Genomic DNA, 10,986 nt, shown 5'->3' on the forward strand with positions numbered 1-10,986 from the left:
CCCCTACTATACCGGCTTCCTCGGCGCCCTGCGCGAGCGCTACCGCGTCGTCGACCGCAACCTTCTGTTGTCGCCGGCCGGCGAGGCGACGCCCGACTGGGCGCGGCAGAAGAAGATCGACCCGGCGATCAACGATTTCCGGCTGATCCAGTACGACATGATGTTCGGCAAGCGAAGCGCCGCACCGGACTTCTTCCCCGAAACGGTCGACAAGGTCGTCGCCCACACAAGCTGAGCCGGCGGGCGAACCCGCCGTTCAGTTCGTCAGCTGCAGCTTCGAGAATTTGCTGGCGATGGTCTGGAAGACGTTCGGCAGCTTGCTTGGATCATTGACGGCGTAATAGTCGCTCGGATCGGAGGCGCAGGCGCTGTAGAGCGCGCGGTTGGCCGCCGTATCGGCCTGCAGCACCATGGTGTAGACCTGCACGCCCTGGCTCTTCAGCTGCGTGCAGACATCCTTGGTCCAGCCATCGACATTGCGCGCAGCCGCCGTCTGGTTGTCGGAGCCGAAACGGCCGCCTCCAAGATAGCCGTAGGAGGTATAGTCCGACTTGGTCGGCTGGCCGCTGGCGCCGTAGACGACGTTCTCGCCGTCGGTCAGCAGCATCACGACCTTGCTGACGCCCGAGGTCTTCCAAGGCGTGGCGTCGGTATAGGGCGGCTGCGGCGACAGCACCCGCATGCCCCAGGCCAGCCCTTCCGAGACATTGGTGCCCGAACCGTTCCATTCGCTCATCTGGGCAGCGGCGGCGCGCAAGCTGTCGAAATCGTTGGTCAGCGGGACGATCGGTGTCGGGCAGGCGCGATTCGGACCGACGGTGATGGTGCTGCCGGTCTCGGTCACGATCTTGTTGGTCGAGGCAACATAACGCGCGACCTTGCTGACATTGGCGTCGAGCACGCCACTAAGGTCGATGCCGAGGACGTTGGCGCCCGGCAGCGCCAGCTTGGTCTTGTCGATTGTGTCGTCAAGATAGGAGTTGTTGTAGCCGGTCGACGAATTGCCGTAGGAAGCGGACGGCTTGCGGGCGACGTCGGGATCGTCCGGCGCGAGGTAGGGGACGAACAGCGTGTCCGGGTTGGACGGATCGGGTGGCGTGTCGGAGATGTTGTAGGCGCCCGGCCGCGCCTCGACGCAGCCTTTCCAGCCGGTCCCCTTCCAGCCGGTGTGCTTCAAGGCCGGAACGTCCTGCTGAAGCTGCTTGAACAGCGACATATGATCTGGACGTTTGCCTTTTACTGCCGGGAAATTGATGCCGTTGGTTGACGACTTGCCGTTCAGGTCGATCCAGGACGGGTCGAAATCGGGGCCATTGACGTTGACGGCGGTGACAAACGGCACCAGCGAGGCCCGCACCTGGCGAGTCGGCGACTTGGCCGCCTCGAGATAGTCGATCAGCGACTTGGTCGCCTGCCTGAGCGCGCTGATGCGCGCGCCGGCCATGGAGCCGGTGTTGTCGAGCACCAGCACGACTTCGAGCTGGTTGTTCGACTCCATCGCCGAGGCATCGACGGTGATGTGCCTGTCGTCGCCGAACAGGAAAGCGAAGTTCAGATTGACGTCGGCCGAAGCGACAGCCTTGGTCTTGATGTAGGTGACGCCCTTGTCGACGCTGAGCGTGGCCTGGGCATTGGACAATTCGCGGTGGGTCGTGACATTGGCCTGGAAATAGCGGTTGAAGGCATCGCTGCGCGAGATGTCGATGTCGCCGAGATGCGAAGAGGCCAGGTTGGCCGCGTCCAGCGCGTTCTGAAGATTGCTCCTGGCCTTCATCAGTGTCGAGACATCGGTGGCGAAGGCCACGGCGGTGAGGATCGCCGGCACGCCGAGCGCCAGCACCAGCGCGAAGTTGCCGCGCTTCGAGCGCCAGAAATTCTTGAGAAGCATCCTACCCCCCGGATCGCCAAGCAGACCGCCCCCGCGCGGTCACCCGATTTCGTGCGCTTCTCGTCGTGAATTTGAGGTTACAACTCAAAACAACCGCTTATGGTGGTTAAAGCCCGATTACCGGAAAATCGATAAAATAGCTTGCTCCCGAATGTTGGCGTTTTTTCCTGACTGCGACGGCAAGGACCGACGTCCTCCCTTGCCTTCCTCGGGAATTGCTGTATACACGCCCGCAATCTGCCGGTCCTTGCTGGGGGCTGAACGGAGGGCCGCAGGCTTATCGAAAGGCTGCGTGTGAAGCCAGAAGCGCTTCCGCCTCCCGTGTCTCCGCTCTCGACCGTCTCGTCATGCTCCTTTCTTCCCCGCTTCGCGGGTCAGAGAAGTTGCAGAGGCTTTAGCCGCGAGGAACCGGGAGAGAAACGAAGAAAGGCACCGATACACTATGGCTCTATACGAACATGTGTTCCTTGCCCGGCAGGACCTCTCGCAGCAGCAGGTCGATGCGCTTGTCGAACAGTACAAGGGCGTCATCACCGCGAATGGCGGGTCCGTCGGCCGGGTCGAGAACTGGGGATTGAAGTCCCTCACCTACCGGGTCAACAAGAACCGGAAGGCTTACTACACGCTGATGGACCTGACCTGCCCGCCGGCCGCGCTCAACGAGATGGAGCGCCAGATGGGCCTGTCCGAGGACGTGCTGCGCTTCCTGACCGTCAAGGTCGAGGCGCATGAGGAAGGTGCATCCGCGATGATGCAGAAGCGCGAAGAGCGCTCCGAGCGCGGCGGCTTCGGCGACCGCGACCGTGGCGACCGCGGCCCGCGTTCGTTCGGCGACCGCGATCGTGGCGACCGTGGCGATCGTCCGCCGCGCAGCTTCGATGGCGAGCGCGGTCCGCGCCGCCCGCGTGAAGGCGTTGAAGGGGGTGCAGAATAATGGTCGACATCAACCAGATCCCGACCCGGCGCCCGTTCCACCGTCGCCGCAAGACCTGCCCGTTCTCCGGCGCCAACGCGCCAAAGATCGACTACAAGGACGTGCGTCTGCTGCAGCGCTACATTTCCGAGCGCGGCAAGATCGTGCCGTCGCGCATCACCGCCGTCAGCCAGAAGAAGCAGCGCGAGCTCGCCAAGGCGATCAAGCGCGCCCGCTTCCTCGGCCTGCTGCCCTACGTGGTTCGCTAAGACTTCCGAAGCGGGCGGCCAGCCGCCCGCTTCTTTCCCCACGGCGACGGGCGCCGCAGGGTTGGACATCAAATCCCGGGTTGAGGCCGAAAGCCTCTAACTGCCGCGACAGGCAGGACAGCGACACGGCGGCAACGCCCCCTTTGCTTCCTGACCTGTTCCAGATCAATCCGGCGCCGATCCCCGCGATCGACGCCAAGACGAAGGAACAAAACCATGGAAGTCATTCTTCTCGAACGCGTTTCCCGCCTCGGCCAGATGGGCGACACCGTCAAGGTCAAGGATGGGTTCGCCCGCAATTTCCTGCTGCCGCAGGGCAAGGCGCTGCGCGCCAACGAAGCCAACAAGAAGAAGTTCGAAGGCCAGCGGGCCCAGCTCGAAGCGCGTAACCTCGAGCGCAAGTCGGAAGCCTCGCAGGTCGCCGAAAAGCTCGACGGCAAGAGCTTCGTGGCCGTGCGTTCGGCCGGCGAGACCGGCCAGCTCTACGGTTCGGTGTCGACCCGCGACATCGCCGACCTGCTGACGGCGGAAGGCTTCTCGGTCAACCGCAACCAGATTCAGCTCAACCACCCGATCAAGACCATCGGCCTGACCAATGTGGCCATCGCACTGCATCCGGAAGTCGAAGTCACGATCACGCTCAACATCGCCCGCACCGCCGACGAGGCCGAGCGCCAGGCCAAGGGCGAGACGCTGACGACGGCGGAGGCCATCTACGGCGACGACATCAACGACAATGCGCGGCCGGAAAACTTCTTCGACCCGAACGCCGAGTTCGAAGGCGGCGAAGACAACGCCTGACCAGGCACGATCGAGCGCCACAGCGGCGCTCGAAACGCCTTGACTGCCACCGGTTTCGACTGGACCAACGCCCGGGCCTCGCGCCCGGGCTTTTTTGTGCCAAATGGAACTTTTCGAACCCCTATATCTTGATGCAGACTACAGCGTCGCGCGTCCTTTGGACGCACAAAGGACGTCGTAGTCCTTTGACTTGGCGCATGATCCCGCCGCGAAATCGATAGCGATTTCGGGACCCTGCGTCAGGCCATCCTGTCTGACGTTGGGGACATTTGGTCATGAATATTCTGTTGAAGCGCCTTCTCGACCGCCTGGTGCGCTCCGGCAATCTCAAAGTGACCGGGCCGAAGGGCTCGACGGTCACCTTCGGCGACGGCAGCGGCGAGCCGGTGCACATGCACATCAAGACAAAGCACGCCGAACGCGCCATCAGCTTCGATCCGATGCTGGCGGTACCCGAAGCCTATATGGACGGCGAACTCGATATCCTCGAAGGCGGCGTGCTTGGGGTGATGCGCATCGCCTTCCAGAACATGGGCAGCGGCGGGATCGATGCGACCTGGTCGAAGGCGATCGAAGGCCTGCGCCACGCCTTCCGCCGGCTGCAGCAGATCAACACCGCCGCGCGCGCGCGGCGCAACGTGCAGCGCCACTATGATCTCTCAGGCGACCTCTACCGGCTCTTCCTCGATGAGGACATGCAGTATTCCTGCGCCTATTTCGAGCAGCCCGACATGACGCTGGACGAGGCGCAGGCGGCCAAGAAGCGCCACATCGCCGCCAAGCTGCGGCTGAAAGCCGGGCAGACGGTGCTCGATATCGGCTCCGGCTGGGGCGGGCTCGGCCTCTATCTCGCCAAGGCCTTCGACGTCGACGTGCAAGGTGTGACGCTGTCGACCGAGCAGCACGGCGTCGCCACAGACCGGGCGCATGTGCAAGGGCTGCAGGACAGGGTGCATTTCGACCTCAAGGATTATCGCTCGCTCAACGAACGCTTCGACCGCATCGTCTCTGTCGGCATGTTCGAACATGTCGGCGTCAACCACTACCGCACCTTTTTCGAGAAGTCGGCGACACTGCTCAAGCCCGACGGGGTCATGCTGCTGCACACGATCGGCCGCTCCGGCGTGCCGTGGGCGACCAGCGCCTTCGTCCGCAAATATATCTTCCCGGGCGGCTACATCCCGGCGCTTTCCGAGGTGATGCCGGCGATCGAGAAGTCGGGCCTGGTCGTCACCGACATCGAAATGCTCAGGCTGCACTATGCCGACACGCTGAAGCATTGGGGCATGCGCTTCGCCGCCAACCGCGACAAGGCCAAGGCGATCTACGACGAGCGCTTCTGCCGCATGTGGGAATTCTACCTCGCCGCCTCGGAAGCCGCCTTCCGCTGGCAGGACCTGGTGATCTTCCAGATCCAGCTCGCCAAGAGGAACGACACGCTGCCGGTCACCCGCGACTACATGGCCAAATGCGAGAAGGCGTTGGAAATGCGCGACATCGGCCACCGGCCCGAGCCGACCGTTGCCAAGCCCGCCCGCCGCCGGAAGGTGGCGGACGGGGAGTAGGAAGCCGGCCGCATCGCGGCCAATCGGCCCATTGTCCTTGCCATAGCCTGCCCAAGCATGAAAAAGGTCTCGTTATCGCGAGACCTTTTTTCATGACCTATCTCATCTACATCGCCGCCGCGCTTGCCGAGATCGCCGGCTGCTTCTCGTTCTGGGCCTGGTGGCGGCTGGAGATGTCGCCGCTGTGGCTGGCGCCGGGGCTCATCTCGATCGCTTTGTTCGGTTTCCTGCTGGCGCTGGTCGACACATCGGCCGCCGGCCGCGCCTACGCCGCCTATGGCGGTATCTACATCGCGGCATCGCTCGGCTGGCTGCGGCTGGTCGAAGGCGTGCGCCCCGACCGCTGGGACCTTGCCGGTGCGGCGATCTGCATCGCCGGCGCTTCGGTCATCCTTCTCGCACCCCGGGGAGCGTGAAGCGTGGAACTCCCCGCCCCGCTCCGGCAAGGCATCGAGCGCCTCCTCGAACATGTGCCCTTGCCGGCGCTCAAGCAGGCGGCGCGGACGCTGTCCGACCGCTACCGCGCGGAGCTGCGCGACGGCCGCCTGCACATGGCCGAGGACATGGCGGTCAAAGCCTATCTGGCGACGCGGCTGCCGGCGACCTATGCCGCCGTCCGCGCCAGCCTCGACGCGCTGGCCGAGGCAAGGCCCGACTTCCAGCCGAGGACCTTGCTCGACATCGGCGCCGGGCCTGGCACCATGCTTTGGGCCACGCTCGACCTGTGGTCCGACCTCGAAGCGGCGGTGATGCTCGAGGCGAGCGCGGCGGTGCGCAAGATCGGCCAGACGCTGGCCGCCGAGACGGTCGCCGCCAGGACGGAATGGCTCGCGGGGGACGCCACGATCGATCTCACCGATCTTCCACCCGCCGATCTGGTCACCGCCGCCTATGTGCTGGACGAGATCGTGCCGGCCTCGCTGCCCAAACTGGTTGGCCGGCTCTGGCAGTTGACCGCCGGCACGCTGCTGATCGTCGAGCCGGGAACGCCGGCCGGCTGGCAGCGCATCCTTGCCGTCCGCCGGCAATTGATCGAGGCCGGCGCGCATGTGCTGGCACCCTGCCCGCACGAGGCGCCCTGCCCGCTCGTCCCGCCCGACTGGTGCCATTTCTCGCGCCGCGTCGCGCGCTCGCGCCTGCATCGCCTCGCCAAGGACGCCGACGTCCCCTGGGAGGACGAGAAATTCATCTACATCGCCGCCTCGCGGCAGCCGGCGCCGGCGCGCCCGGCGCGTGTGATCGCGCCGCCGAAAGCCGGCTCCGGCAAAGTGCTGCTCAAGCTTTGCGTGCCCGACGGCAGTGCCGGCGAGACGCTGTTCAGCAAGCGCGACGGCGACGCGTTCAGGATCGCGCGACGGCTGGACTGGGGCGACCCGCTGGATATTTGAATGACAATTTGTTCTTTATTTGTTCTACAGCTTCGCGTAGAATCGCGACCTTGCCGAGTCAACCGGAATCGGGGCACGGGAATTCTGTCCTGTGGACGGTTTGCCGTTCCTGTGAACAGCGGGCATCAAGGCTGATTGGCCTTCGGGTGATGCAGAAAGGTCAGCACCGACTCATCTCGTTCTTGCTATCGAGAAGTCGGGATCGAAATCGGGGATATCATGGCTGAGGCAGCGCGCAAATTCGGCGTGGCGGAGCAACCGCTCTATCGCGAGGCACCGAACAATATCGAGGCCGAGCAGGCGCTGCTCGGCGCCATCCTCGTCAACAACGACGCCTTCTACCGGGTCTCCGACTTCCTCAAGCCCGCGCATTTCCACGAGCCGCTGCATCGCCGGATATTCGAGGTGGCGGCCGAGCTCATTCGCATGGGCAAGATCGCGACCCCGATCACGCTGAAGACCTTCCTGCCGGCGGACGAAAAGGTCGGCGACATGACGGTGGCTCAATATGTCGTGCGGCTCGCCGTCGAGGCCGTCACCGTCGTCAACGCCACCGACTATGGCCGCGCCATCTACGACCTCGCCACGCGCCGCGCGCTGATCACCGTCGGCGAGGACATGGTCAACATCGCCTATGACGCCCCGGTCGACATGTCGCCGTCCGACCAGATCGAGGACGCCGAGCGGCGCCTGTTCGAGCTGGCCGAGACCGGCCGCTACGACGGCGGCTTCGAGAGCTTCACCGACGCGGTCAAAACCGCCGTCGACATGGCCAACGCCGCCTATATGCGCGACGGCGGCCTGTCCGGCATCGCCACCGGCCTGCGCGACCTCGACCGCCGCATGGGCGGCCTGCAGCCTTCCGACCTGATCGTGCTTGCCGGCCGCCCAGGCATGGGCAAGACGTCGCTCGCCACCAACATCGCCTTCAACATCGCCGAGGCCTATGTGCCTGCGCAGCAGGCCGACGGCTCGTTCAAGGCCGCCAATGGCGGCGTCGTCGGCTTCTTCTCGCTCGAAATGTCGTCGGAGCAGCTCGCCACCCGCATCATCTCCGAGCAGACCGAGATCTCGTCGTCGAAGATCCGCCGCGGCGAGATCTCGGAGATGGATTTCGAAAAGCTGGTCGCCTGCTCGCAGACCATGCAGAAGATCCCGCTGTTCATCGACCAGACCGGCGGCATCTCGATCGCCCAGCTTTCCGCCCGCGCGCGCCGCCTGAAGCGCCAGCGCGGCCTCGACCTCATCGTCATCGACTATATCCAGCTGATGCAGGGCTCCAGCGCCAAGGCCTCGCAGAACCGTGTGCAGGAAATCACCGAGATCACCACCGGCCTCAAGGCGCTGGCCAAGGAGCTCGGCGTGCCGATCATCGCGCTGTCGCAGCTGTCGCGTCAGGTCGAAAGCCGCGACGACAAGCGTCCGCAGCTCTCGGACCTGCGCGAATCCGGCTCCATCGAGCAGGACGCCGACGTGGTGCTGTTCGTCTATCGCGAGGAGTACTACCTCAAGAACCGCGAGCCGAAGCTCGGCACCGACGAGTACATCAAGTGGGAAGCCGAGATGAACGAGATGCGCGGCAAGGCCGAGGTGATCGTGGCCAAGCAGCGCCACGGCCCGACCGGCTCGGTCAGCCTCGCCTTCCACGGCGAATTCACCCGCTTCTCCGACCTCGCGGAAGAGCATCATTTGCCGGACAGGTTTGAGTAGTTTTTTGACCCGCAGTCGCGCTCCGTCACACCCCCCTCTGGCCTGCCGGCCATCTCCCCCGCAAGGGGGGAGATCGACAGCTTTGGCGGCGGTCCCTGTCCTGCAACGTCGGCGATTGGCGAAAACGGTGGCGACATCCAATCTCCCCCCTTGCGGGGGAGATGTCCGGCAGGACAGAGGGGGGTGGGCGGGAACGCCAGCCTTCCGCCATCTGCGAACGGCGCAACTGCATGGCTAAATCGCGCGTCCAGTTCATCTGCCAGAATTGCGGATCGGTGCACCAGCGCTGGGCAGGCAAGTGCGATGCCTGCGGCGAGTGGAACACGCTGGTCGAGGAAGGCACCTCCGGCGGCATCGGCTCGGGACCGGCCAACACCCGCAACGCCCGCAAGGGGCGCGCCGTGGTGCTGACCAGCCTGTCGGGCGACATCGAGGACGCGCCGCGCATCGTCTCCGGCATCGGCGAGCTCGACCGCGCCACCGGCGGCGGCTTCGTGCGCGGCTCGGCGCTGCTGGTGGGCGGCGATCCCGGCATCGGCAAGTCGACGCTGCTGACGCAAGCCGCCGCCGCGCTTGCCTCGAGGGGACACCGCATCGTCTATGTCTCCGGCGAGGAAGCCGTTGCCCAGATCCGGCTGCGCGCCCAGCGCCTCGGCGTCGCCTCGACGCCGGTCGAGCTCGCCGCCGAGACCAATGTTGAGGACATCCTGGCAACCATCGCCGACGGCAAGCGGCCCGACCTCGTCATCCTCGATTCCATCCAGACGCTGTGGACCGACCTCGCCGATTCGGCGCCCGGCACCGTCACCCAGGTGCGCGCGGCAGCGCAGGCGATGATCCGCTACGCCAAATCCACCGGTGCTGCGATCGTGCTGGTCGGCCATGTCACCAAGGAAGGCCAGATCGCCGGCCCGCGCGTCGTCGAGCACATGGTCGACGGCGTGCTTTATTTCGAGGGCGAAGGCGGCCACCACTACCGCATCCTGCGCACGGTGAAGAACCGCTTCGGCCCGACCGACGAGATCGGCGTGTTCGAGATGTCGGACAAGGGCCTGCGCGAGGTCGCCAACCCGTCAGAACTCTTTCTCGGCGAGCGTCATGCGAAGTCGCCGGGTGCCGCCGTTTTCGCCGGCATGGAGGGCACGCGCCCGGTGCTGGTCGAAATCCAGGCGCTGGTGGCGCCGTCTTCGCTGGGCACGCCGCGCCGCGCCGTGGTCGGCTGGGACGGCGCGCGGCTGTCGATGGTGCTCGCCGTGCTCGAAGCCCATTGCGGCGTGCGCTTCGGCCAGCATGATGTCTATCTCAACGTCGCCGGCGGCTACCGGATCAGCGAGCCGGCTGCCGATCTGGCGGTCGCCGCCGCCCTGGTTTCCTCGCTCACCGGTCTTGCCCTTCCCGCCGATTGCGTCTATTTCGGCGAGATCAGCCTGTCGGGTGCGGTGAGGCCGGTTGCGCATGCGCAGCAGCGCCTCAAAGAGGCCGAAAAGCTGGGTTTCGGTAGTGCGGTCCTGCCCTTGGGCAGCGAGGAACTTGTCGGTGGCAATGGCGCTGGGGGGATCGGGGCCGGCGCTTTCCAGCCCACCGAGCTTGCCGACCTCGTGGCGCGTATAGCCGGCTCACGGCGCAACCGCGCCGAGGAGCAAGAATGACGCGGCTCGTCGAGCGGTAAAGACATCGAGCGCTGAAGACATGGAGTGGGGCGAAGGACATGCCGATTACGCTGCTTGACGGAATTCTCGTCGGCTTCACCCTGGTCTCGGCGATGCTTGCCATGGTGCGCGGCTTCTCGCGCGAGGTGCTGTCCATCGTCTCCTGGGTGGCGGCGGCCGCGGCGGCCTTCTTCTTCTACAAGCCGGTGCTGCCCTACGTTCAGCCCTATGTCGACAATGACAAGATCGCCATGGCGGCGGCCGCCGGCGTCGTCTTCGTCATCGCGCTGATCGTCGTTTCGGTCATCACCATGAAGCTCGCCGACTGGATCATCGATTCCCGTATCGGCGCCCTCGATCGCACACTCGGCTTCCTCTACGGCGCGGCGCGCGGCGTCCTGGTGGTCGCGGTGGCGCTCTTGTTCTTCAACTGGCTGGCCGGCGCCAAGGCGCCCGGCTGGGTCGCCAACGCCAAGTCGCGGCCGCTGCTGGAGACGATCGGCGCCAAGCTCGAAAGCCTGCTTCCCGAGAACACGGAAGACCTCGTCAACAAATACACGCACAAGGGTGCGCCCGCGACCGAGACGCCGGTGGCACCCGGCGCGACGACCGATCAGCCGGCGGCCGAACCGCCGGCAAACGGCGACGATGCCGATGCGCCGGCCGACGACAGCGAAGGCGAAGCGCCGGCCGACAACGCGCCGGCTCCGGCTCCCGCCAGCCCGGCGCCGGCAAACTGATCCCGGTCAAACGGGCGCCCGCGGCAAGGCGGGCGCTTCCCCGGGATTGACGTTGGTGTGAAC

10 protein-coding genes and 1 pseudogene are annotated in these 10,986 nt (G+C 65.4%); 10 read left to right on the forward strand and 1 reads right to left on the reverse strand.

The window, feature by feature from the left end; all coding sequences use genetic code 11:
* Window positions 1–235: pseudogene (locus tag EN738_RS22320) on the forward strand (hypothetical protein); the annotation flags it as partial.
* A gap of 21 nt (window positions 236–256) precedes the next feature.
* On the opposite strand, the gene EN738_RS22325 reads toward EN738_RS22320, so the two are convergent.
* Window positions 257–1,888, reverse strand: coding sequence for a pilus assembly protein (locus tag EN738_RS22325; RefSeq protein ID WP_127285611.1), 1,632 nt, complete (start codon window positions 1,886–1,888; stop codon window positions 257–259).
* Window positions 1,889–2,330: 442 nt separating this feature from the next.
* Here EN738_RS22325 and rpsF point away from each other — a divergent pair, with 442 nt between their 5' ends.
* The 9 genes from rpsF to EN738_RS22375 all read left to right on the forward strand — a co-directional run bounded on the left by rpsF (window position 2,331) and on the right by EN738_RS22375 (window position 10,923).
* Window positions 2,331–2,822, forward strand: a complete 492-nt coding sequence (rpsF, locus tag EN738_RS22330; RefSeq protein WP_127285612.1) for a 30S ribosomal protein S6 — start codon at window positions 2,331–2,333, stop codon at window positions 2,820–2,822.
* Window positions 2,822–3,070, forward strand: a complete 249-nt coding sequence (rpsR, locus tag EN738_RS22335; protein WP_006203718.1) for a 30S ribosomal protein S18 — start codon at window positions 2,822–2,824, stop codon at window positions 3,068–3,070. Before rpsF ends, rpsR begins: the two co-directional genes overlap by 1 nt.
* Before the next feature lie 216 nt (window positions 3,071–3,286).
* Complete coding sequence (rplI, locus tag EN738_RS22340; protein ID WP_127285613.1) at window positions 3,287–3,871, forward strand: 50S ribosomal protein L9; 585 nt, start codon at window positions 3,287–3,289, stop codon at window positions 3,869–3,871.
* Window positions 3,872–4,146: 275 nt separating this feature from the next.
* Window positions 4,147–5,436, forward strand: coding sequence for a cyclopropane-fatty-acyl-phospholipid synthase family protein (locus tag EN738_RS22345; protein ID WP_127285614.1), 1,290 nt, complete (start codon window positions 4,147–4,149; stop codon window positions 5,434–5,436).
* A gap of 92 nt (window positions 5,437–5,528) precedes the next feature.
* A complete protein-coding gene (locus EN738_RS22350) occupies window positions 5,529–5,852 on the forward strand; it encodes a YnfA family protein (RefSeq protein ID WP_127285615.1) in 324 nt (107 codons plus the stop codon).
* A gap of 3 nt (window positions 5,853–5,855) precedes the next feature.
* On the forward strand, window positions 5,856–6,824 hold the full coding sequence (locus tag EN738_RS22355; protein ID WP_127285616.1) for a small ribosomal subunit Rsm22 family protein: 969 nt from the start codon (window positions 5,856–5,858) through the stop codon (window positions 6,822–6,824).
* A 219-nt stretch (window positions 6,825–7,043) separates the two neighbouring features.
* On the forward strand, window positions 7,044–8,534 hold the full coding sequence (locus EN738_RS22360; protein WP_127285617.1) for a replicative DNA helicase: 1,491 nt from the start codon (window positions 7,044–7,046) through the stop codon (window positions 8,532–8,534).
* Between the two features lie 230 nt (window positions 8,535–8,764).
* The gene (gene radA, locus EN738_RS22370) at window positions 8,765–10,183 is read left to right on the forward strand and encodes a DNA repair protein RadA (RefSeq protein ID WP_127285618.1); all 1,419 of its coding nucleotides are present in this window, start codon (window positions 8,765–8,767) and stop codon (window positions 10,181–10,183) included.
* 59 nt (window positions 10,184–10,242) lie between these two features.
* A complete protein-coding gene (locus EN738_RS22375; RefSeq protein WP_127285619.1) occupies window positions 10,243–10,923 on the forward strand; it encodes a CvpA family protein in 681 nt (226 codons plus the stop codon).
* The last annotated feature ends 63 nt before the right edge of the window (window positions 10,924–10,986 follow it).

Origin of the sequence: Mesorhizobium sp. M4B.F.Ca.ET.017.02.2.1 (genome assembly GCF_003998955.1) — a bacterium.
GTDB classification, from domain to species: domain Bacteria; phylum Pseudomonadota; class Alphaproteobacteria; order Rhizobiales; family Rhizobiaceae; genus Mesorhizobium; species Mesorhizobium abyssinicae.

What these genes read in the sequence shown, in the direction of transcription:
- EN738_RS22325 (WP_127285611.1), bottom strand. Translation starts at nt 1,888, where the DNA reads ATGCTTCTCAAGAATTTCTGGCGCTCGAAGCGCGGCAACTTCGCGCTG.
- rpsF (WP_127285612.1), top strand. Translation starts at nt 2,331, where the DNA reads ATGGCTCTATACGAACATGTGTTCCTTGCCCGGCAGGACCTCTCGCAG.
- rpsR (WP_006203718.1), top strand. Translation starts at nt 2,822, where the DNA reads ATGGTCGACATCAACCAGATCCCGACCCGGCGCCCGTTCCACCGTCGC.
- rplI (WP_127285613.1), top strand. Translation starts at nt 3,287, where the DNA reads ATGGAAGTCATTCTTCTCGAACGCGTTTCCCGCCTCGGCCAGATGGGC.
- EN738_RS22345 (WP_127285614.1), top strand. Translation starts at nt 4,147, where the DNA reads ATGAATATTCTGTTGAAGCGCCTTCTCGACCGCCTGGTGCGCTCCGGC.
- EN738_RS22350 (WP_127285615.1), top strand. Translation starts at nt 5,529, where the DNA reads ATGACCTATCTCATCTACATCGCCGCCGCGCTTGCCGAGATCGCCGGC.
- EN738_RS22360 (WP_127285617.1), top strand. Translation starts at nt 7,044, where the DNA reads ATGGCTGAGGCAGCGCGCAAATTCGGCGTGGCGGAGCAACCGCTCTAT.
- radA (WP_127285618.1), top strand. Translation starts at nt 8,765, where the DNA reads ATGGCTAAATCGCGCGTCCAGTTCATCTGCCAGAATTGCGGATCGGTG.
- EN738_RS22375 (WP_127285619.1), top strand. Translation starts at nt 10,243, where the DNA reads ATGCCGATTACGCTGCTTGACGGAATTCTCGTCGGCTTCACCCTGGTC.